The organism is Desulfitobacterium sp. LBE (assembly GCF_007830365.1).
Classification (GTDB): domain Bacteria; phylum Bacillota; class Desulfitobacteriia; order Desulfitobacteriales; family Desulfitobacteriaceae; genus Desulfitobacterium; species Desulfitobacterium hafniense.
Map to the genome: position 1 here is coordinate 4,657,499 of NZ_VLKD01000001.1, position 23,277 is coordinate 4,680,775.

General features: G+C 42.9%; 23 protein-coding genes. All 23 read left to right on the forward strand.

The annotated features are described in order from the left end of the window. Positions 1-296: 296 nt before the first annotated feature. The 23 genes from flgM (at position 297) to DESLBE_RS22050 (ending at position 23,111) form a co-directional block, all read left to right on the forward strand. Entirely contained in the window at positions 297-572 is a 276-nt protein-coding gene (gene flgM, locus DESLBE_RS21940; RefSeq protein ID WP_018305784.1) for a flagellar biosynthesis anti-sigma factor FlgM, read from the forward strand. Positions 573-597: 25 nt separating this feature from the next. Beyond that, positions 598-1,077, forward strand: a complete 480-nt coding sequence (locus tag DESLBE_RS21945) for a flagellar protein FlgN (RefSeq protein ID WP_026198781.1) — start codon at positions 598-600, stop codon at positions 1,075-1,077. Positions 1,078-1,089: 12 nt separating this feature from the next. Further along, on the forward strand, positions 1,090-2,691 hold the full coding sequence (gene flgK, locus DESLBE_RS21950; RefSeq protein ID WP_005816299.1) for a flagellar hook-associated protein FlgK: 1,602 nt from the start codon (positions 1,090-1,092) through the stop codon (positions 2,689-2,691). Positions 2,692-2,716: 25 nt separating this feature from the next. Beyond that, positions 2,717-3,700 carry a flagellar hook-associated protein FlgL gene (gene flgL / locus DESLBE_RS21955; RefSeq protein WP_144678200.1) on the forward strand — a complete coding sequence of 328 codons (984 nt, stop codon included), beginning with the start codon at positions 2,717-2,719 and terminating at the stop codon, positions 3,698-3,700. A 71-nt stretch (positions 3,701-3,771) separates the two neighbouring features. Then, positions 3,772-4,323 (forward strand): DUF6470 family protein, encoded by a 552-nt coding sequence (locus DESLBE_RS21960; RefSeq protein WP_144678201.1) that lies wholly within the window; start codon positions 3,772-3,774, stop codon positions 4,321-4,323. Between the two features lie 11 nt (positions 4,324-4,334). Further along, a complete protein-coding gene (gene fliW, locus DESLBE_RS21965) occupies positions 4,335-4,793 on the forward strand; it encodes a flagellar assembly protein FliW (RefSeq protein WP_018305788.1) in 459 nt (152 codons plus the stop codon). 1 nt (position 4,794) lies between these two features. Continuing rightward, positions 4,795-5,028 (forward strand): carbon storage regulator CsrA, encoded by a 234-nt coding sequence (csrA, locus tag DESLBE_RS21970; RefSeq protein WP_005816291.1) that lies wholly within the window; start codon positions 4,795-4,797, stop codon positions 5,026-5,028. A gap of 108 nt (positions 5,029-5,136) precedes the next feature. Continuing rightward, complete coding sequence (locus DESLBE_RS21975; RefSeq protein WP_144678202.1) at positions 5,137-5,535, forward strand: flagellar protein FlaG; 399 nt, start codon at positions 5,137-5,139, stop codon at positions 5,533-5,535. Between the two features lie 268 nt (positions 5,536-5,803). Beyond that, positions 5,804-6,952 (forward strand): flagellin, encoded by a 1,149-nt coding sequence (locus DESLBE_RS21980; RefSeq protein WP_005816285.1) that lies wholly within the window; start codon positions 5,804-5,806, stop codon positions 6,950-6,952. A 74-nt stretch (positions 6,953-7,026) separates the two neighbouring features. Then, positions 7,027-9,012: a glycosyltransferase gene (locus DESLBE_RS21985; RefSeq protein WP_243131364.1), complete on the forward strand. Its 1,986-nt coding sequence runs from the start codon at positions 7,027-7,029 to the stop codon at positions 9,010-9,012. Next, on the forward strand, positions 8,966-9,745 hold the full coding sequence (gene rfbF, locus DESLBE_RS21990) for a glucose-1-phosphate cytidylyltransferase (protein ID WP_144678203.1): 780 nt from the start codon (positions 8,966-8,968) through the stop codon (positions 9,743-9,745). The genes DESLBE_RS21985 and rfbF overlap by 47 nt, the downstream gene beginning before the upstream one ends. Continuing rightward, positions 9,745-10,659: a glycosyltransferase family 2 protein gene (locus DESLBE_RS21995; protein ID WP_243131365.1), complete on the forward strand. Its 915-nt coding sequence runs from the start codon at positions 9,745-9,747 to the stop codon at positions 10,657-10,659. Before rfbF ends, DESLBE_RS21995 begins: the two co-directional genes overlap by 1 nt. 317 nt (positions 10,660-10,976) lie before the next feature. Further along, the gene (locus DESLBE_RS22000; RefSeq protein WP_144678204.1) at positions 10,977-12,098 is read left to right on the forward strand and encodes an FkbM family methyltransferase; all 1,122 of its coding nucleotides are present in this window, start codon (positions 10,977-10,979) and stop codon (positions 12,096-12,098) included. 245 nt (positions 12,099-12,343) lie between these two features. Next, positions 12,344-14,272: a glycosyltransferase gene (locus DESLBE_RS22005; protein WP_172625476.1), complete on the forward strand. Its 1,929-nt coding sequence runs from the start codon at positions 12,344-12,346 to the stop codon at positions 14,270-14,272. Position 14,273: 1 nt separating this feature from the next. Continuing rightward, positions 14,274-15,362 (forward strand): FkbM family methyltransferase, encoded by a 1,089-nt coding sequence (locus DESLBE_RS22010; RefSeq protein WP_144678206.1) that lies wholly within the window; start codon positions 14,274-14,276, stop codon positions 15,360-15,362. A 49-nt stretch (positions 15,363-15,411) separates the two neighbouring features. Then, positions 15,412-16,338, forward strand: a complete 927-nt coding sequence (locus DESLBE_RS22015) for a TylF/MycF/NovP-related O-methyltransferase (RefSeq protein WP_144678207.1) — start codon at positions 15,412-15,414, stop codon at positions 16,336-16,338. Between the two features lie 30 nt (positions 16,339-16,368). Beyond that, positions 16,369-17,487: a polysaccharide pyruvyl transferase family protein gene (locus tag DESLBE_RS22020; RefSeq protein ID WP_144678208.1), complete on the forward strand. Its 1,119-nt coding sequence runs from the start codon at positions 16,369-16,371 to the stop codon at positions 17,485-17,487. A 3-nt stretch (positions 17,488-17,490) separates the two neighbouring features. Next, a complete protein-coding gene (locus DESLBE_RS22025; protein WP_144678209.1) occupies positions 17,491-19,137 on the forward strand; it encodes a radical SAM protein in 1,647 nt (548 codons plus the stop codon). 36 nt (positions 19,138-19,173) lie between these two features. Beyond that, on the forward strand, positions 19,174-20,646 hold the full coding sequence (locus DESLBE_RS22030; protein ID WP_144678210.1) for an aldo/keto reductase: 1,473 nt from the start codon (positions 19,174-19,176) through the stop codon (positions 20,644-20,646). Between the two features lie 13 nt (positions 20,647-20,659). Next, positions 20,660-21,898, forward strand: a complete 1,239-nt coding sequence (locus DESLBE_RS22035) for a glycosyltransferase family 2 protein (protein ID WP_172625477.1) — start codon at positions 20,660-20,662, stop codon at positions 21,896-21,898. Between the two features lie 282 nt (positions 21,899-22,180). Beyond that, positions 22,181-22,408, forward strand: a complete 228-nt coding sequence (locus tag DESLBE_RS22040; RefSeq protein ID WP_144678212.1) for a hypothetical protein — start codon at positions 22,181-22,183, stop codon at positions 22,406-22,408. Between the two features lie 242 nt (positions 22,409-22,650). Then, entirely contained in the window at positions 22,651-22,866 is a 216-nt protein-coding gene (locus DESLBE_RS22045) for a hypothetical protein (protein ID WP_144678213.1), read from the forward strand. Next, positions 22,863-23,111 carry an Rpn family recombination-promoting nuclease/putative transposase gene (locus DESLBE_RS22050; RefSeq protein ID WP_172625478.1) on the forward strand — a complete coding sequence of 83 codons (249 nt, stop codon included), beginning with the start codon at positions 22,863-22,865 and terminating at the stop codon, positions 23,109-23,111. The genes DESLBE_RS22045 and DESLBE_RS22050 overlap by 4 nt, the downstream gene beginning before the upstream one ends. Positions 23,112-23,277 lie beyond the last annotated feature (166 nt).

Below are 23,277 nucleotides of genomic sequence, written 5' to 3' on the forward strand. Positions count from 1 at the left end.
ATTCGCAACCGGTTGCGAATCTGGTACATCCTTAGCTTGCATTTCACGATGCTGTTCTATCGTATAGGCCCCAAATTACCAACCGGTTGGTAATTTGGGGCCTATACGATTTATGGTCGGGCATCGCCTGATAAAGTAAGCACAAAATTATTTCGACAAAGAGATGGTTATGATATCTGGAGAAAAACAGAGCAATCCTAATACTTTTTGACTTAATCATGTTAAATAACCCCTCATCTTCTTAAAGAGAATGCCGATAATAAAGATAAGATAGTGTGTACGGGAGTGGATTCAATATGAAAATAGATGGAACATCAATGTCCTCGATCGGCAGCATCCAGGCAACCAACCGAGTGGCATCCATCACCCCAAAAGCTGCAATACCCGGTCAGGAACAGGATGGGATCAAAGTCTCCGGCAGGGGACAGATCTATCAAAGCCTCTTGCAGAAAGTCAAGGAGATTCCTGAAGTTCGTGAAGAACGGATTCGTGACATTACAGAGCAGATCAACAAAGGTGAGTTCAAGATCGATACCCAAGCCATTGCCGGCAGGCTGCTCGGTCTAGAATAGCGAACGATCAGAAGGAGGTTCTATGGTGCCTGAGATTAAGCAATTAAATGAAAACTTAAAGAAACAAGCGGCTCTCTACCAAGAAATTAAAGATTATGCCAAAAAGAAGCAACAGGCACTGCTCAGAAACGATCTTCAAGAAATTGAAGCCACGACCATCCGGGAAGAGCAGCTTCTTCTCGAAGCCTCCCGTTTGGAAAAGGAGCGGCTTCTTTGGACTGAGCGAGCGGCCCGGCACCTGGGGAAAGGACCCGAAAGCATTACCTTAAAAGAATTAGCTGAACGTTTTCCGGAATTAACCGATGTGAGGGTTGAATTGGAAAACGTTGTGATGAATTTAAAAGAAGTCAATGAACTCAATAACCAGCTTCTTAAGCAGGCTATGAAAGTGACGAACTTAACCGTAAGTATCATGACTGCACAACCCAACGGCAGCACCTATAACCGCCCTGGGGAAAAAGAAAGTGAATCCAAAGCAGTTCGTTTTCTCGATCGAAGTATTTAGAGGAGGATTTGTATGCGCTCCACATTTGCCGGTTTAGAGTTAGCCAGACGGGCCTTGGAATCCCAGCAGGTCGCTTTGGATACCACAGGGCATAATATTGCCAATGCAAATACGACAGGCTATACCCGTCAAGTAGTTAACTTGCAGGCGACATCACCCGACAGTATCCCCGGCATGGGGCACTACTTAAGCATCGGTACCGGAGTCACCGTTCAGAGCATCGAGCGGGCCCGGGATATTTTTATCGATCGGCAATTCCGTTGGGAGAATTCCAAACAAGAGTACTGGGCAACCCGTGAAAATACCCTGGCGCAGATCGAAGGACTTCTCAATGAGCCTTCGGATAACAGCTTGAGCAACGATTTGACCGAATTTTGGAATGCCTGGAGTGTGCTTGCTAATAATCCGGAAAATTTAGGCGCCCGATCTGTTATTTTAGAGAGAGCGGCTACTCTCGCCGATACTCTCCATCATATTGACCAGCAGATTACCGAATTGCAAAAAAGCCTCGACTCCAGCGTACGGGTTCAAGTCGGCCAGATCAATATGTATGCCAAGCAGATTCAGGAGCTGAATCTTCAGATTAAGAAGGTCCAAGTTTCCGGGGATAATCCCAATGACCTGTTGGATAAAAGGGATGCCCTGGTGGATGAGCTTTCCAAGTTGGTCAATGTCCGGGTCGTGGAAAGTCGGGATCCCACTTTTACAGATCGGCAGGTTGATATCTTTAAACTTTATATCGGCAATGATCAAACATCCGGTCAGATCCTGGTGGATGATACAAAGGCCTATCAACTGGAGACACCTGCTGCAGCCGGAGCGAGTGGAGAGCCCTTTGCTGAGGTGAAATGGGGTGCGGGACATCCTCTGGGAGCCGGTACTCCTGTTGATTTGGGCGAGGGCTCGGGAGAGCTTCAGGCCAGCATCTTACTGCGGGGTTCCGGATTTGAGTATGATACCGCTAATGGAGATACCAAAGCTAATGCTCATTTGGCCTATTTGCGGGATCAGTATAACCAACTGGCCAGAGGTATCGCTGAAGCAGTGAATGCGATTCATAGGACAGGGATAGATAGGGATAATAATTCCGGTCTTGATTTTTTTGATACCAGTGCAGGAACAGTCACTGCCGCTAATATTAAAGTGAATGCGGCACTGATAAGTGATCCTTGGAAAATTGCCACTGGAAAAGTTACAAAGGATGCAAACGGAGACCCGGTGGGAGCTTATGGCAACGGAGAAATTGCCAAAGCTATTAGTTCTTTGTCCTCAGGCTGGACCGGGCTTGCCGATTTGACAGATCCTGTGACGGGGGACCCTGTAACAACCCCTCCGCCCACTCCTTTATCGGCAGCTTCCATCGGTGACTATTACGGAGCGGCTCTCGCTGAACTAGGGGTCGATGCCCAGCAAGCCACCCGGATGAAGGAAAGTCAGGCCGTTCTCGTCACTCATATGTATAATCAACGGGAATCCGTGGTCGGAGTAAATATGGATGAGGAAATAACGAACCTTGTCAAATTCCAGAAGAGTTATACTGCGGCAGCGCGGATTGTGACCATGCTGGACAGTATGTTGGATACTATCGTCAACGGCATGGGCGTTACCCGTTAGAATAAAGGAAGGATGGTGAACCGCTTTGCGAATTTCCAATAGTATGCTTTCCCGCAATTTGCTCCTTAACCTTCAGGCCGCTCAAGGTCGTTTGGATAAATTGCAGAATCAAATGTCCACAGGGCAAAAAATTAATCGTCCCTCCGATGATCCGGTGGGAACAGAGAATTCCCTGCGCTTTAAAAGCAGCATTTCCTATGTGAATCAATTGAAGGCCAATGCCAAGGAAGGCATAGCCTACATGGATACAACAGACGATACTCTGGGTGAGATGACCTCTATGATTCAGCGGGCTAAAGAACTGGCTATCCATGCTATGAATACATCCACTGTGAATGATGAAGACCGCCAAAAGATCGCCATTGAAATCGATCAAATCCGGGAGCATGTCATCGAGTTGGCCAATACCAAAGTAGGTACCAAATATATTTTTGGCGGGACGGCCAATGTTGAACCCTTCCCCAAAGGAGCTACCGACTGGCAAGGCTCTGATGATACGAAGAAATTCCAGGTGGGCGGTGATTTAAGTATCGAAGTCTCAGTCAACGGGCATGATTTATTCGGAGCAGGCTGGGAATATGTCGAAACGACCCCTGCCACCGATCCTCCCACCTATGAGTACAAGGAGACCGGTGCTTCAGGGATTGCTATGTTCGATACCCTGGCCCAATTGAGCAAAGCTCTAAAGGAATCGAACATCAATGGAGTGGATGATGGCACGGGGACTACCGAAGATGGCGTGCAGGTCTTACTCACCAAGCTGGAACTTCAGGCGGATCACATCTCCGATGTCCGCGCTCAACTGGGTGCGCGGCAAAACCGTATGGATTCGGTCTATAACCAGCTGGATTCCACCGCTGCCAATCTTGGAGATTCACTCGCCAACGTTCTTTACGCCGATATCGCGGAGACTCTGGTGGACTTTAAGACCCAGGATAGTGTTTATCAGGCCGCCCTTTCTGTGGGAACGAAGATTATTCAGCCCTCCCTGGCAGATTTCCTGAGATAAACCGGAACTCAGATAAATTGTATTAAATGATATAGCTGATAAAAAAGTGACCGCTTAAGGGGGTGTTGTGTTTGCTCCAACTCAGGATGAGGAGTTACCCCATTCGCCTGGAGTATGCGATACAGAACGCCCGGTTAGATATGAAGAAACATCTTCCCCTGGTTGAGATGGAGAACATCTCTCCCCAGCTTCAAATCAGCCAACCGGCCGGGAAATTAACCATTGACAGCACGGAGTATTATTATTCCATCGGCCTTAAGACCAGAGCCGCCCTTTCCCAGGAAAACTATGATCGCGGCAGGAAGGCGGCCTTGGAAGGCATTGCCGCCATCGTGGAAAAAGGAAACCGCCTGGCGCAGATTAGTAATCCGGCTAACAATGCCATCGCCGACATGGCTTATGAATCATGCTTTGAGGAAAAAGGCGAGCTCAGCTTTGAGCCTATCGTTGCTCCCTCTGTCCGCTATGAAGCCAGTCCGGCTCAGATCGAAGTTATTCCGGGCAAACTTAATTACAACTTGGTGAGGGGAAGAGTGGACGCAGACTACCAGCCCGGAAAGGTGGACATCCAGGTGACTCAGTATCCCCGACTGGATATCTCCGTAGTAGATGTTAAAGTGTAGGAGGAAGCACAATGAAGATAGAATCCACACGATTTGGAACCCTTGAAGTGGCCCCTGAACAGATCATTCATTTTCCTCATGGAATTCCAGGCTTTCTCGACGAGAAAGCCTTTGTCCATTTACCCCATGATGAAAACAGTCCGTTTTCCTTCCTTCAATCCACGGCAGAAGCGGATTTGTCCTTTCTGCTGGTGGAGCCCTTTTCTTTCATTCCAGAGTATGAGTTCGTTCTGGGCGACGAAATGGCCGGGGAATTGGAACTTTCGGAAGAAAATCCTCCCCAGGTGTTTCTGATTGGCACGGTGAGAGAGAAGATAACCGACATGACTGTCAATCTCCTGGCCCCTATCGTTGTTAATAGGAATAAGGGTATCGGCAGACAGATTATCCTGGATAAAACGGAGTATTCCATCCGCCACAAGCTTTTCCCTGAGGCCCAAGCTCAGGGAACTTCTGAAGGAGGCGAGTAAGATGCTGGCACTCACCCGTAAAGCAGGAGAGCGCATCGTGATCGGCGATAACATCGTCGTAACCATCGTAGCTATTAAAGGGGACAGTATCCGCCTCACCATTGATGCCCCGAAAGAGATCAAAATCTACCGGGGTGAAATCTACGATGCTATCGCAGCGGAGAATAAAGAGGCCGCCGTTCCCATGGATCTGACAGAACTGACTGCTTTAAAGGAGTTTCATATCAAAAAATAGACTTAAGAGGGGAATTCCGGAGATTGTCGGAATTCCCCTCTTAAGTCTTGTTCTTGTTTTGCCGATAATCTATATAAAGAATAGTGTGCAAAAGGAGAGAGGATAGGCATGGATATGACTGCAGTAAAACAACCCCCGGTTCAAACGCCCGCGAACAACTATGCGGCGAATCCGGAGGTTGCCAAACCAGATGATCTGGCACTGAATAAACCCACAGCGGCCAATAAATCAGAATCCGGGAAGAACCAATCCCAGTCTGAAGACAAGGGTAAGGAAGAACTTACTCGTGAGGATGCGAGTAAATTAGCTGAGCATCTCAATAAATTTATGGTGACTGTCAATGCCGATCTGCGATTTGAAATGCATGAGGGAACCCAGCGGCTTATGGTAAAATTCATCGATATAAGGAATGACCAGGTTATCAAGGAATTCCCACCCCATGAGCTGCTGGATACTCTGGCCGCGATCCGGGATTATGTGGGGGTACTTTTGGATAAGAGAGTGTAGCTTAAGGATATATGGTTATTTTAAAAACCTGATAGTTAGTAGCATAATATCGAGGGATAGAGACATATTTGGACTAAAAGGGATAAAATGGACGATTTTCGTCTGAAATTGCCTTAAGGAAATTTTTAAAATCAACGATATAATGAGTAAGCAGGAAAGTAGATACCTTCTCCCTACACCGGCCGGAGGGTGAAAGTTCTATACCCCGCATCATTAAACAATGCACGGGCAAGGATGCCCGGCATCACAATCAAGGAGGAATATACTTATGATTATTAACCACAATATGTCAGCGATTAACACCTATCGTCAATTGACAGTCAACAACAGCAACAATGCAAAATCCTTGGAAAAGCTTTCTTCCGGTCTCCGCATCAACCGTGCCGGTGACGATGCTGCAGGTCTGGCTATCTCCGAAAAAATGCGCGGCCAAATCCGTGGTTTGGACCAAGCTCAGCGGAATGCCCAAGACTCCATCTCTCTTATCCAAACCGCTGAAGGTGCTCTGAATGAAACCCACAGCATTCTCCAACGGATGCGTGAGCTGGCTGTTCAAGCTTCCAATGATACCAACTCCACCACAGACCGTGATGAAATCCAAAAGGAAATCAATCAGCTCACCGATGAGATTGATCGGATTGCCAATACTACTGAGTTTAATACTCAGAAGTTGATTGATGGTTCTAAGAAAGGTCTGGTTGCAGCCGAAGATGCAAAGGCCGAAATCGAGTTGAATACGAAAGCAAATATTACTGGTGTTAGCGTTGCTGCTGCCAGTGCGGTAACTGGAACGATTGTCGTTACACGCACGGATACTGCTGCTTCTGGTGGTGTTGCAGACTTTACCGTTGGAGATCCTGGCCCCGCGGGTGTTGTGGTGAGTGGGACACAAGTCACGATAGGCGGAGTTGCCGTGGATTTGGAAGGCGGCAGTTTAGCGGATCTTAAAGTTGGCGAGAGTGTTACAATCAGCATTAAGGCTGCGGTTCAGGCTAATGACGATGTTACAGATGCATTCAGCATGCAGATTGGTGCCAATAGTGGACAAAATATCCTCGTAGGCATGAACTCTATGAAAGCAGATGATATTGGAGTGCGTACATCAGGTGGCGACGCACTTGATGTAACTAGTTATGATAAGGCAACGGCTGCTATTAAAACGATCAACAATGCTATTGAACTTGTATCCGCAGAGCGTTCCAAACTCGGTGCAGTTCAAAACCGCTTAGAGCATACCATTAACAACCTGGGAACATCCTCTGAAAACCTGACAGCAGCTGAATCCCGCATCCGCGATGTAGATATGGCGAAAGAAATGATGAACTTCCAAAAGAACAACATTCTTTCCCAAGCTGCACAAGCAATGCTGGCTCAAGCCAACCAACAACCTCAAGGTGTTCTTCAACTTCTCCGTTAATTTTAATTAAACAGACATTTAGAGGCCAGATTCTTTGTCTGGCCTCTTCTTAATCAAGAAAGAGGATTTGGACAATGAAACTATCCGCATGTATGATTGCAAGGAACGAAGAAAAAAACATTGGCCGGTGCATTGCAAGCTACAAGGATGTGGTTGACGAGATTATCGTGGTGGATACCGGTTCTACCGACAAAACGGTAGAAATCGCTGAAGCGATGGGGGCTAAAGTCTATTCCTTGGAATGGCATAATCACTTTGCTGAAGCAAAGAACTATGCCCTGGATCGAGCTAAGGGGGACTGGATCATCTTTTTGGATGCGGATGAGTACTTTGTCAACAATACTGCCCGGAACATCATTCCTTTGCTTCGGCGCTTGCCTTCCCGTTTTAATGCGATTGCCTGCAGAATGAAGAATATTGATTACGCGAATGGTCAATTATTGGATGAGATTATGCATATCCGTATTTTTCGCCGTGATAAGAATATTCGCTATAAAAACAGAGTTCATGAATACCTGATATGTACGACTAAAAACAACGCTATTGAAGCATTTTATGCCAATGAAAAAGAGTTGTTAGTTCATCATGAAGGGTATTCTTTAAGTGAACAAAGGAGTAAGGCGAGGAGAAATTTGGAGATTCTTCTTCTCCAGCTGGATAGGGCCACAGAAGAACCGACTATTTACTATTATCTTGGTGATTGCTACTTTGGCCTTGGAGACTGGCAGAAAACCATTGAATATACGCAATTGTTCCTTGCCAGTGGTACTCAACTTGTCGGCTATAATGTAAAGCCCCATCAGAATATTATTGACTCCATGCTGCGTTTAAAGTGCAATCCTGATGATATCCTAAAGGAAATCTATGTGGCAATCAATAAATTTCCGCGCCATCCTGTTTTTCATTTTTATTTAGCGAATAGGTTATTCGATTTAAAGAAATATGATGAGGCGTATTATGAATATGAAAAGACATTACAACTGCAAAAGAATTATGACGATGTAGAAGTTAATTCGATGACCCCGTTTCTTTATCATATTTATCATTATATGGGAATTGTTGCATCTTATAGAAACGACTATGAAGATGCTTTAAACCGTTTTACAGAATCTTTGAAGTTGGAAAAAAAACAGCCTGATTGCTTAAACAGACTGGTAATGATTATAAAAGATTTTCCTGTTCAAGATATTATCTTGTTTTTGAACAGTCTCTATAATAAGGATGATAAAGAAGAACTGAAATTTTTAGTCGCTGCACTGACTGAGGTCCCCTTGCCCCAAGTGCTGGCCTATTACTCGGCCTTGGAGATTAAAAAATATGGCAGTGATGATTTGACTGTGGTGTATATGCTGCTAGCCAACAGGCAGTATGATAAAACCTTTATCATAGCTCAGAAGTGTTTGCATGAAGAGCCGAAAGATAAAACCTCTGCCGCTATAGCCACAGTATCAGCACTTATGAGCGATAATAGAGAATACCTCGACTGGATAGAAGAACACACCTCTGAATCGATGAAGCGTTTAGTCAGAGCATTAGTTAAGCATGAGGTATTCGCGTTTTCTCAGGAAGACAAGGCAGAATATTTGAATTTAATTACTAATTTGCATCTTTTTGGAACCAAGAAGATGATGAATAAAGTTGTTAATCTGGCTAAATATTTTAATGACAATACTATCTATGCAGAATTAGGGAATGTTTTTTTCAAGTATGGCAATTATGAGCTGGCTTTGGAACAATACCAATGTTGTACAAATCAGGTCGAAGTCGAAAAAGAGGATCAGGCCACCCGGTTATATACTATAGGTCTTTGTTGGTATAGGCTACGTGAATATGAAAATGCAGTGACTTCATTCATCGAGGCTTATGATTTAGGATGTCGAGAAAATGATATTTATGAATTTTTTCATTGGAGCTTGGATAAGCTTGACGCGCCTGCTAGGTATGAGAGTGTGTTTTCTGAAATATTTAAAAAAAGGATAGAGTTGACAAATTTCACGAAAAGAAGGTTTGCGAATGAAGGTAGTTATCCTTGCGGGCGGCTTGGGGACGCGAATCAGTGAAGAATCGCATTTGAAGCCAAAGCCTATGATCGAAATCGGGGAAAGGCCAATTTTATGGCATATTCTTAAATATTACTCTGCTTATGGCTTTAATGAATTTATAATCTGCTGTGGGTACAAGGGTTATGCGATTAAGGAGTATTTTGCCGACTATTACCTTCATGGATCTGATGTGACATTTGATTTCACAGACGGCGGCAAAATGATTGTTCACTCAAATGTTTCTGAACCTTGGAAGGTAACAGTGGTTGACACGGGTATCAATACGCAAACAGGCGGCAGAATTAAACGAATTCAGAAATATGTCGGGGAAGAACCGTTTATGATGACTTATGGTGATGGAGTGGGAAACGTTGATTTAAACGAACTCCTAGCCGAGCATAAGGCTTTTGGACATATGGCAACGATGACAGCGGTACGGCCGAGCGGACGCTATGGTGTGCTTGACCTTGACGAAAACAAAAACCTGGTTGTCGGATTTCGTGAAAAAGCGCAGGAGGACTCCAGTTGGATTAACGCGGGTTTTATGGTATTGGAGCCCGAGGTTTTCAGCTATATAGACGGTGACAGCACGGTATTTGAGCGCGACCCATTGGAACAGATGACCCGCGACGGCAAGCTCGGAGTGCACAAGCATTGCGGCTATTGGCAGTGCATGGACACACAGAGGGATAAGGGTGCGCTAGAATACTACTGGAACAGCGGCAAAGCCCCATGGAAGGTGTGGGACTGATGATGAGAGTGCCGAAAATCAGTATAATCATGCTGACATATAACCGTGAAAGTCTGGTTGGGCATATGATTGAGTGCATCCTTACTCAGACACACAGCGACTTCGAGTTTATCATTGTGGATAATGGTTCCACCGACTGCTCCAGCACGATTGTCGACGAATATGCTATGAAGGATTCCCGGATCTGTGTCATCCATAGAGAGCGTGGCAACATCGGTTCTGGGCGCAACGCAGGACTTGAGGTGGCTAGAGGTGACTATATCGCTTTTGTTGATGATGACGATACCTGTGAACCTGATTTTCTAGAGTTTTTATATAATCTCGCTTTGGAAAACAACGCTGAGGTCAGTATCTGCGGTGCAAGAGACAAAGTATTTGACGAAAAGCGTGTAATGACTGCTGAAGAAGCCTTGATTTCATTAATGTGGCGCAAAAAGTACAATATGGCTTTTCCCACGAAAATGTTTCGGCGTGAGATAGCCGCTGATTTGCGTTTTCCCGAAGACGGAGCGTATGATGATATCGCGCTCATGTATCGCCTGCTGGCGAAACCGCAGCGGGTAGCCTATCACGGGCTGCCAAAGTACACCTTTCGCCGCCATGAAGGCAACAATTCCGCATGGACAACCAATCACAGACTTTTAACTCCCCAGATTCTTGACGAATATCTTTATGCCTACAGGGAGCGTACCCAGTGGCTGAGTGCCCTGTTTCCAGCCAGCGCGGCGGCGTTTCATTATTTTGAGTGGTCGTTTATGATCAGCATGGTTGAAAAGATTACACGGCTTAAGCTTTCGGAGTGCGAATACCAGTTAACGTCGATGAAGCAGGAATTGGGAGAAAATCGCGATGAATTTTTGGACAGCGAATATATTTTGGATTTTGAAAAGGAATGGATGGAAAAACACTTATGAGAGCAATTATATCTGTTTGATACATTTGAGGGTTTTGATGATAGGGGTTTTTGGCAGAAGCAAAAATAAACAAAAACTATGAAGCTAAAAGATTATGGATAGATTCAGTTGGAAATTTGAAGGATACAAAGTATAAAAACTGTGATTGGTAAGTTGCCGCTTACAGGGGGCGAACAAAGTGATTGTGCGCCTAGATTTGCGGACAACGGGAACAGTACGGTGAATAGCATTATTTATTGTAGGTAAAGATGTAAAGTGGTCAATATCAATTTAACCGAGTTGGGAAAAGTTCTTTGGAAAGCGTGGAACGATTGACTATGAATAGCTTTAAGCAGAAATTTGAGGAAATAAAAGCACAGTACAACAAGCATAATCCTTTTAATGCAATTGTTGAGAAGAAAGAGCTTTTTAGCCAAAAGCCGCTGATTCTTTACGGTTATGGTGTATATAGCAGTACAATAATATCTTTATGCAACGAACTTGGAATTGAAATAGATGCAATTTGTGATTCTTATAAGACGGGCATTTATGGTGATATGGGAATGGAGATCATTTCCCCGGAGCGGCTTAAGAATGAGTTCCGAGGTGCCAACATTATTATCTCTTCTAACATGTTTTCAGATGAAATCAAAAAGAGCCTCTTATCCCTAGGCTTTTCCGATACGCAGATTTATTTACCCACAATATCGAAGGTTAGTTTTGTGCATCCGCAAGAATTTATTAATGAACATCTTGAAGGTTATGAATGGGCATACCACTTCTTTACTGATGATAATTCAAAAAAGGTCCTGCTGGACAGGATAAGGATGTATTTTACCGGTATTGAATTAGTCAGAACTTCTGCTGGGCCAGAGTACTTTGACCCGGAAATCATAAAGTTGCATTCGAATGAGGTATTTATTGACGGAGGATGCTACATCGGAGATACAGTGCAAGAATTCACCAGACAGTTAAGAATAAAAAACACAGGAGGGCACAAGCATATATATTCTTTTGAACCTGATATAGAGGCATACAACAAGGCATTAAATAACTTAGGGGAAATTGAGAATATCGATTTGTTTTGCAAAGGTCTATGGAGCTGCGATACAGAGCTAAAGTTTTATAGCGATGGTGGTAATGGCAGTTCAACCTTTGCAAATAGAGTTAATACTATATCTGTTCCGGTGATATCCCTGGACAGTTTTTTGGGGGATAAACCGCATGGAGAGTTGCCGACATTTATTAAAATGGATATCGAAGGTGCGGAAAAAGAAGCGCTCATGGGAGCCCAAAAAATAATAAGGGAAAAGCATCCTAAGTTGGCCATTTGTGCATATCACAAGCCGGAAGATATCTACGAATTACCTAAACTCATATATGATATAGATCCAACGTATAAATTTTACTTACACCAATGTGAGAATGGGATATATGGTACAATTTTATATGCTATTTAGCCCAGGGGTACAATTATCAGTGTAATTATGCTTACATGTAACAGTGAGTAGATTGTCGGAAGGCAATGGATTACTTATACAGTTGAAAGAGTCATAGCTTTTGGTTAAAGTACTGTGACAGTCTCTGGTGTTTAGGAAAAGTGATTTAAAATAATTCGGAAGACATTTTTTAAATGGGGATTTTATATTAGATTTTGAAAAGGAATAGATGGTGAAGTATGTGCGGTTGTGGAGGAAGGCTTTATATGAATGATGAATCGCTTGAGAGAGTCTGTTTCCCGGTGACGTTGCGGTGTAACTTGCGTTGTAAGCTGTGTGCTGAGCGCTCGCCATATTATGAGAAGCCTTACCACCCCACCTTTGATGAGCTGACAGTACAAATTGATAGGCTGTTTTCGTTGACAGAGCATGTAGGTAAGTTGGACATTACAGGCGGAGAACCCTTTTTACGCAAGGATTTGTCCTATTTTATCCACTATATTTTTGATAAACATCGAGATAAAATTGACAAACTCAGGGTCACTACAAATGGAACTATCTTGCCAACCAATGAGTTTATCGAGGCGGCAATGCTATGGGGGAACTCGTTTTATGTCATTGTTGACAATTACCATGTGTCCGCAAAGAGCAAGGATGTCTGCAGGCTGTTCAAAGAAGCGGGAGTACCCTTTGAGCTTCGCGATTATTCTGGCGATTTACATTGTGACGGCTGGGTGGATTACGGCGATTTTAGCCGCAAACACTCCAATACAGAGGCTCGACAGCTTTTTCATAAATGTATGGTACCGAAGTTGGGCTTTTTTACCTGTATGGTGGGTGGCCTTGTTTTTCCTTGTGCCAAAGCGAGACTGCTTTATGAAAAGGGTATTGCTAGCGTATACATGGATGCTTTTGATCCTGAACTGACGGAAACGGGTAAGAGAGCGAGACTGAAAGCATTGCTGGGCGATGAGGTGATAGAAGCCTGTAAATACTGCAATGGTTTGTGTGAGAAAAGCCCGCGTTTTACTCCGGCGGAACAACTGAATGCATATGATATACCTGCCGAGCCTTCATATGAAGAGGGTAGTAACAAAAAAATGCTGTTTTATACTCAGACATATAATAACGAAAAGACTATCGCCCGTACTATTGAAAGTGTACTAAATCAGACACAAAAAGACGATTTCCTTTATTTTGTTGTAAATAATGGCTCCACCGACAATACAGGAAACATCATTGCTGAATTTGCCAACGCCGACCCTCGTGTAGTATCCGTTGTGTGCGAACGCAACGATATATTGGGTGTGTTATTGTTGCCGCATAAGCTGTTCAATATGGTTTTAGTAGATGAAAATGCGTATTACTGTATTGTTGATGGAGACGATGCAATTAGAGAAAGCTTTTTGGACAATGTGCTGAGAATTGAAGAGGAATTTTCCCCCGATATGATAGTTCCAGGCTTTCGCAGAATTGATGCTGCATCTGGTGACGTCGTTAATGAAAGGATGGCAAGAACGGATTTACTTATCAGCGGTCCTGATAAAGCAGATAACTTTTATGAGTTAAGAGCTTTACTTTTGTGCCAATGGGGTAAGTGCTATAAACTTAAATCTCTAAGAAACAAAGCAAATAATATTTTTGCGAATATACGGGGACTGCTCCCTAAATGGTATCCCGGACAGGATACTATTGGAGTATTGAATCGTTTTTTTCTCTTGGACAAAGTTGCCTTTACCAAAGAAGTTTTGTACGACTACTACCTCTATCCCCAGTCAGCAGTCAATACCTTCTATCCAAATCGCTATTTAGCGGACGTGGTGACCTTAAAGATATATAAAGATTTTCTCGCCTACTTCGGTCCCATCAGTAAGCTAAACTGGGATTTTTGTTATGCTATATATCTGTCACTCATCGAGTATACATTAAACATCATAATCAATTCACCGGTAGCCGACATCAAGCAGAAGTTTGAGGATATCTACAATATGCTTCGGGACAATGAAACCAAAACCATGCTGACCCTTGACGCGGACCCTGAATTTCGCAACTTAGCCAACAGAGGTTCCTTTATTGTGACTATTCTCAATTATATGAGAGGGCAATCAGTAAATGATGACACCTACTTTTTGTCAGGCGAGATAATGGCAGAGTTGGTGCAATATAAACATTTAATAACAGATTGGGAGGATTAAAATGAAATCATTTAAAGAAGAACTGCAAGCAATAAAGGAACAGTGCAACTCTGGTGTGGTCAAACAGCGCATTGAGGTTCTGGCTTCAGCATTTAGGTCCAAGCCTGTCATATTATATGGTGCGGGAACACTCAGTACATTTGTTATGAACAACTTATCAGCCCACAACGTACAAGTAGAGTGTTTTTGCGACACCTTCAGGAGTGGTGTCCACCAAGCAACTGGGCTGCCAATTATTTCTGCGGAGCAGTTAAAAAGCCAATACAGCGATGCCATCGTCATCGTTACTTCGGAACTCCACGGCGCATCAATCTTAAGTACGCTACAACAAATTGAGTATCCTGGAAAGATTTATTCCTTTGACGAATTGCTTCCTTTCTACACCATTCCTTATAACGAATTTGAACCCCATGAGGATGGTTACCAGTGGGCCTATGAGTACTTCACCGACATGGAGTCTAAACAGATTGTTTTGGATTCCATGCGTACTCGCTTGTTAGGAACAAGGATGACTCCGTCGCCAAACCATCAATATTTCGAACCGGATGCTTGTCCCTTGACTGACAGCGAAATCTTTGTCGATGGTGGGTGCTTTATTGGCGATACGGCGGAGGAATTTATCAGACAAACAAGCGGGAAATACGACTATATTTATGGATTCGAACCGGATATGGGCAATTTGAAAAAAGCGCTGGCAAACCTGGCCCAGTACAAAAATATTGACGTTATAAACGGAGGCTTATGGCACATGACAAATACATGCAAGTTTGTTTCGGGTGCTTTCGGCAATAGCCAATTATCTGAGGACGGCGATACTATCACCAATACTTTCAGCCTTGATGAGTTTTTCGCTGATAAACAAGCTCCTACCTTCATTAAGATGGACATTGAAGGAGCAGAATATTGTGCTCTTGAAGGAGCTAAGGGCATATTGGAAACGTGTAAACCTAAGCTTGCTATCTGTGTATACCATCAGATTCACGATATCTATGCACTTCCACAGCAAATACTGAAAATCAATCCAGAATATAAACTCGCCCTTAGGCATTACAGCCGTTGGTATGCCGAAAGTGTTTGTTACGCAGTATAGATGTTAGCAACAGCCCCTTATTCAGGAGTTAAAAGAGGAGTGGACCACATTGTTTATTGACGATCCATCGATCGATGTCATAATATTTGGCGCTGGGCAAATCGGGCAGAGGCTTTGCTTGAAACTTCAACAGGATAAGACAGAGAATGTTCTTTTCTTTGTTGATAATAACTCTATGTATTGGGGGAGGAGCATAATACTTAATAATGTGGAGTATAAAGTATTTTCTCCTGCAAAGATAAAAGAAGTAGAGTATACAAAAGTATGTATTGCCATAAGAGACGCCAGAAACGAAATATATTTGCAGTGTGTAACAGAATTAGGTATCCCTCAATCAAAATTGGATTGTACCTATTTAGATAGTTTTGTAAACGACATAGGGCAGCAGTATTTGATAAGCAGAGTACAGTTCCTTAGAACATTCGCGAAATTTGCTGAGATGAAGCAAATCTCAGGTGCAGTGGCGGAAGTGGGAGTTTATCGCGGTGCATTCGCCAAGGAAATTAACCAGAGTTTTCCTGACAGAACACTATACCTTTATGATACATTTGAGGGTTTTGACCAACGGGATATTGATATGGAAAAATCGTTATCCAGTGATGAAGCGGCAATTAATAAATGGCGAGACTTAATGGGAAACTTTGCAAATACGTCTGAAGACTATGTGATATCTCTTATGCCGAACCCTGAACAAGTAAGAATAAGGAAGGGATATTTTCCGGATACATTCAGTGAGGATAGCGTGAAATTTTGCTTTGTAAATTTGGACTGTGACCTCTATCAGCCTATAAAAGCCGGGTTGGAGCAGTTTTTTCCGCGCATGGTTCGCGGAGGTGTAATTTTGGTACACGAGTATTTTGATGAGATAAGCTTTTTGCCAGGTATCATGGCGGCGGTGGACGAATTTGTTTCAGCGAATAACTGTATAGCTATTCCCATAGGCGACTGCCAATCAATCGCTGTGCTTAAGATATAAGCAAATTGTTAAAAACTAGAGGTGAGTGCAATGGGCTACAAAACTTTACTATTTCACAATGGCGATTATCATAGACAAGCTCCATTGAGATTTGATGAGATCATGAAAATGCCTATGGAGCAGGTTACACAGATATTCAGCAACTCAGTACATAGAAGAAATACGGGTGTGTTTTGCATGACAGACACATTAGCAAAGAATCTGGACGCAGAGTGGATATCCGGAGGACATAATCTAAAAGATTCGACAGCGGACTCGGTTGTAACAAACTCGTTGCATGCAATTTCGCCGACTCATTTTGCTGGTGTTTACGAATACTGGATGAAGTTGTTAGATTCTACGGTCAACTTAGTTCCTCTCTCGTGTGGATTTCTTTATCCTCCCAATGGGGAAGTGGTGCTCACGAGGGATCTAATCCATCTTCTTTCTGCAATTAGTGAGAGAAATGAAATTGGGGTCCGAGGTGAATACGCAGCTGAGATACTGATAAGACACGGGATACGCAACGTGAGAATTATTGGGTGCCCGTCTTTGTTTTATCATAATTGCCGAAACTTTAAAGTACCTTTACAAACAAATAGCCAATCGATGAAACAAATTAATTTTACTTTTCAAACAGAAGTATCTCCACCTAAAGTTTTTTATCAACATCACTTAGGGATATTCGAGTGTTTCCATAAATTACATCTTTCAAGAGATAAAATTATAAATTGGACACTTCAATGGACACCATTTCGTACAATAACATCACTTACAACTTATAAGAACTTTAATGAAACGGCAGAATTTCTTAAAGGACGGGGCAGGTATTTTTTCTCGGTTGATGATTGGATAGAAAATCTAAGGTTCGATGATTTTTCAATTGGCACGACAATACATGGAAATGTCGCGGCAATCAACGCTCAAATTCCTGCATTACCTATCGTAATCGACAGGCGAATGGAAGAGATATGCCGTTGGCATAAAATACCCTATATCCAAGTGAAAGATTTTGATCCGAGCAAGCCAATCGAATACTACCGTGAACTAGCTGACTATTCGGAATTTAACAAGGTGTATGTTTCTACCTTTGATAACTATTTAGATTATTGTAGAAAAAATAAGGTGGCAATAAAACCATTGGTGGAAGCAGTTCAACAAAGGAGATAAACCATGGGCAAAATACTCTTAGTTTCAATCCTGCCCTCAAGCAGAAAACGTCTGGTGGAGTTGCAGAGTCAAGAAATCGCCTTGACGGAGTTATTCAACTGGTCTACATGGCCGCTTGGTATTCTTTCTATCGAAAGTTATATAAAAAAATCCCACCCTCAACTATCAGTACAAATCGTTGATCTGAACAGGACCTTTCTTAAAAGGATCAATGCATGTGCAGATTATAAAGAGGGTTTAAAAGAGATAACAGATAACTACACAGAGTTTTTGACAAAGGAAATCATCGATATTTGTCAGCAGGAACAGGTGGACATTATTGGGCTATCCGCGCTCTTTGATATATCGTTGTCGTCACTTTTGCTTGTAGCTGAAGAGGCGCGTAAAGCGGCACCCAATACTCTCATCATTGCAGGAGGCTATCCTTGTACCAATTTCGCTGCTGATATAATAGCTAATAATCCCGCTATTGATGCAATTTGCCTTGGGGAGGGTGAGATTCCTTTTGCGGAATTAGTTACAGCCGAGGATAAGAAGGAATATCTGGATACATCGCCCTACTTCGTCACAAAGAAACACACAGGAAATACAAAGGGATTTGTCCTAGACATAAATGATATTCCCCGCCTAAACTATGACGATTATATCGCTCAATACGGTGAAGAAGTCATTAGAGAGTATGTAAATGTACTTAACGGCGGGAAAGGGGCCTTCGGAACGGAAGGTATCGTTATGACCACCAGAGGGTGTCCATTTACTTGCGTTTTTTGTGCTGCCCATTCAATTCATGGAAGAAGCATGCGCTATCTTTCAATGGAGCGGGTCAAAGAGGAAATTGATTATTGGATAGACAACTATAATGTTGCAACTATTAATATTATTGACGATCATTTTCTAGCCGATGTTAATCGTGCTATTGAGGTAATCGACTATATATGTGGTAGAGGAAGAACTGTGTTCTTCGCTAATACTCTCTCCTTTGTTCCTGTAACAAAAGAATTCGTTGATTGCCTGGTTCGCAATAGGATCAAAGATATTCATTTCGCTCTTGAATCAGGATCTGCTCGTGTACTTCGGGAGATCATGAACAAACCCATAACATTGAAACGTGCCGATGAAGTTCTTGCTATGTTCAAAGGCACGGGCATCTTTGTGAAAATCGCCCTTCTCGTGGGATTTCCCGATGAAACTGTGGAGGATGTTGAGGAAGCTCTCCAGTACCTAAGGAAAGCGGAGTATCACTGGGCCACCATTAGTAATTTGATTCCTATCTCCGGAAGTGTGGTGTACAAGCAAATCGTTGAGGATTCGGGAACAGAATACAAAATGGATAACGCCAACGTATTTGCTGCAGGATATGCAAATCCTGAAACAGTCGCATATATGTTGGGCGACATCAAGTATACCATGAATCTCGATATTAACTTTGTCCATAACCCCTATATGCGCATGGAAGAGTATGCTTTAGCTGCGGGGCGTTTCGAAGCCATTTTGCGAAGCTATCCTAATCATGCCTTCGCCCATTATTATCTCGCTAAATGCCTCGAGAAGCTGGGTGAGGATGGGACTGAACATTATAGACAGTTCCATCAATTAGTGGAAAAAAGTGAAATGTGGAGAAAATACGCCACACATTTCGGATTGGAGTAGTCCGTGCTATACAGAGCATTTGGGAAAACGGGAAAAATGGTATCAGCAGTAGGTATGGGCGCAAACCGCTTTAAGCATGAAATTATTAGTACTCCCGAAGGAGTAGAGCGGTGCGCTCAACTTGTGGTGGAAGCCGCAGCCTTAGGTGTAAATTTTTTCGACAGTGCCGCAGCATATTCAGGTGGTAAATGCGAGGAAATCCTCAGACTGGCTTTACGGCAAATAGCCGGAAAACCCTATATATGTGGTAAGTCCTCCAGTCACCAGGAAAAGACCCGAGATGCTGTGCAGCGGCACATTGAGCGCTCCCTAAAAAATATAGGTATAGACTACTTTGACTTCTATTATATGTGGAGCGTAAAATCTATAGGCCAATATCAGGAGATAATGGCAACGGGTGGGCCGTATGAGGGTGTCGTAGCGGCAAAAGAGCGCGGACTTGTTAAACATATATGTTTTTCTTCACATGCATCCGCCCAGGATACGGTGCAAATAATTGAGGACGGCGCTTTTGAAGGCGTATTGTTATCGTATTCACTATTGAATTTTCGTGAAAACAATATTGCCCTCGAAACCGCTGAACGAAGCGGTTTGGGTGTTGCTGTTATGAACCCACTGGGCGGCGGAATCATACCTCAGAATGCCGAATTGTTTAAGCCTGCGGTTCTAAATGATGATATTGGCATAAGCGACGCAGCGTTAAAGTTTATCTATGTCCATACTGCGGTCAGTACCATTCTTTGCGGAGTAGAAAATGAGTTAGAATTAGCGGCTAACGTGAAATCACTGTCAGTCATGGACCAGAAAGCAGGTATACGCCAAACCTATGTCACAGCCAATCTGGGAGCATTTTCAGAATTTTGTACAGGCTGTGGATATTGTAATGGCTGCCCTGCAGGCATTAAAGTATCTGCCCTGATGACTGCTTTCAATCAGACCAGGTTTAAGTCAGATACATTTATCTACAACAGAACCTCAACGGAGCTTATTAAGCAAGGTAACTTCTTCCGAGCCATTGAAGGTCATACGGAGTTTGAAAACAGTGTAAATCCTTGTCTTAATTGCGGTAAATGTGAAAAAGTATGTACCCAACGATTGCCCATCATAGACAGAATTTCTGAGATATACCGATGGGTGGAGGTCAGCTGTGCCTCTCTTTTTGATCGGAAAAAGCGGTTGGAAAGCTTGCTATCTAATCAATATAGCCGTGTTGGATTTTACACAGCGGGAGGGTATACAGATTTTATAATAAAACTGTATAAAAGATTATTGGGTGACTTTTCTTTTGAGGTGTATGTGTTTGATTCGAATCCCCTAAGGTGGGGGGGCGAGCTTTCAGGCGGAATTTTTATAAGAAACCCGGAAGAGATACCGGGACTCAATCTGGATGTGGTTTTGATTTCAAACTATGTATACAGTGACCAAATTTATGAAGATTTGACGGTTCGTTTCCCGACAGTGAATGTGCAAAGATTGCACACAGATAACGATGTTCCATGGATTTTTTGAGGGGGTAAAAGTTATGGCAACAGTTCTTGTCTATATTTGTGCTTATAATGCGGAAAATACATTAAGACGCACTATAGATAGTGTTTTTGCACAGACATATCATAGCTGGGTTTGTTACATCGTCAATAACGGGTCAACAGACGGTACCGGTGCCATTATCCGCGAGTATGCTGATTTAGACAGCCGCGTTATTCCGTTGGCAAATAAACAGAATCAAGTATGGGAACGAGGAAATAGAAGCATGGAGTTGATTCGGCAATACAATGATGACGATTACTTCTGCATTCTTGATGCCGACGATGAATACAAGCCGGACTTCCTTGAAAATTCGATCGCTTTTATGAAAGAGCATAATCTTAATATTGCAATGTGTGGAAGTGATTTTATTGACACACGGACCAACACGGTTTACGGAGGCAGGTTATTAAAACAAAACATGATTATTGAGGGGCAACTTTTTTCGGATATGCTCCCATATTATTACCAATTTATGAGGACCACATGGGGTAAGCTATATTCAATATCCGTGTTTCGCAAATATGATTATTCCCGTGTGCCGTCTGTTAACTATGGATGGGATACTCTATATGCTCAGGAAAACTTTCGCAATGCCAACCGCATTGGAATCTTGGAGGGAACCCTTCACAACTACTACATCTCACCCAAATCGACTTCCTATATATGGGATGAAAAACGCGTGGAAAGCGACAACATCCTCTTTGACATGACCAAGAAATTCCTCATTTCCAAGTGTGGCAGGCTTACGGCGCGTAACGAAGAATTCCTTCTTCTGGTCTATATGAACGCTCTCAGGGATACGCTGCAAGTATTACTGAACTCAGGTATTAGCGAAAAGGAAAAGCTTGATTCGCTAAGAGGCATGTTTCTGCATAAGAATGCCATTTCGCTGGCGGCGCTGGAGCGCTTTGGTGCTGCATTTGGTAACGAGGTGGAGTGGACAGATTTGCGAAGGGAGTTGTTCGCGGCAGGAGCGCTATGGCTTCTTAATCATGAGGAAGTGCCGGATGAGCAGGTAGAGAGCTTCTGTGAGCTTGGCGAGTTTCTCTGCTCTGCCTGCGAAAATGCGGAGGGCTGGCTATTCTTCAAGAAACTCCTTTTCGAGTATTTGCTTGATAATGGACGTGTGGATGAAGCGAGTCCAAAGTTTGATGAGCTACGTGAACTACTCCCTAACGATGCAGAGATGGAAACGCTGTGCAAAAAATGGAATAGAGTACATAATTCCCGGTGAGGGCGAGAAAGTATTTTATAAGTAACAAGTTTGCAGGAATAAGTCTTTTTCAGTGGGCTCGTAAAGGGTATCTAGGCATCTGGGCTTGTCCTCTCTTTGATGAGCAGCAGGCACCATTTACAGTGTTCGAGAGAAGGTCTCCCATTCGGTCCCCCTTATCTAGGGGTCTGACTTTCTCAAAATTAGTCATAAATTTTGCGTTGGAACTGGGCCTGTATCTGGATAATGCCTGTTGTCAATAATATTGAGCATTTTTATCAGTTGGCAAGGGTGTATCCTTTTATGTTAACACAAGGAGCTATGAAAAACGGCCAGCATTGGAGGAACATTCTTTGGATTATGATCAAGGAGAAGATATTACGATCATTCAATTTAAAATCACAAACGATTGCAACCATTGAGCTAATTGCTTGGTGGAATGAAAATGGAGGAGGGCAAGCCCTATTTGAGATTATCCTCTCCAGCATGGCTAAGCAAGGTTTTGTTGACCTTTTGGAATTAATTACGTAGAATTATGAATACATAAAGGGGTTTTTGAAGATTCATTTTTACATAACCATCTGAAAGCTATAGAAAAGGCTAACTAAATGTCATAAACATAGAAGTAGTGTGGACTTTAGCGGCTAAAGAGTATGAATTTTTTGCATCTTAAGAGTGCGAGAATTTGGTTATAATTGGAAGAATGATCGCTTGTTAGTACTCTTTACTGTATCTCTTTGTGCCGATGCAAAGCGATCGATATGGTGATTAGCATGGAACTTAAGATGTTTTACGAACAGTATAATCGTATCCAGTTTGAAGCGTCTATTCTCTTGTTGGAGCAGAATTATCTTTCAATGGGCGGTGAAAAGGATCCCATTTGGCAAAAAGTGTCTACAGAAATTTATCCAGAATTAAACTTGTCCCCTTTAAAAGCTGACTATCCGTCACTGTGGCAACAAATTGTCAAAAATGCCGCCGATGGGTGAAATCTCTCATTTATCTTTTTTACATCAAAAAGCAAATCTTTGGCTATATAGGCATTACCAGGAGCTTCCTTGAGAACTATCTTCCGTCGGAGACTCCAGCTCTGGTGGATTTGGACACGCTCACACCGCAAAAAGACAGCTATATGGACCAGGAGCTGCAGGAAAGCTTGACCGACCCGCTGGTGCAGGCAAAGCTCCAAAAGAATAAAGGATATATTTATTTTCTACTGGAGTATAAAACCTGAATCCCGAGAATTTATATCTAGAGGAGTGTTACAAAAGTAGCCGAATATTCGCATGAAATCAAGGAAAATCAGGCAAATACCTTGGAATAACATTATACAATTTGCATTTTTTGATGGAAAGTGAGAAGGAAATAGTATATAAGGGATATGATATTTAAGCTGGAAG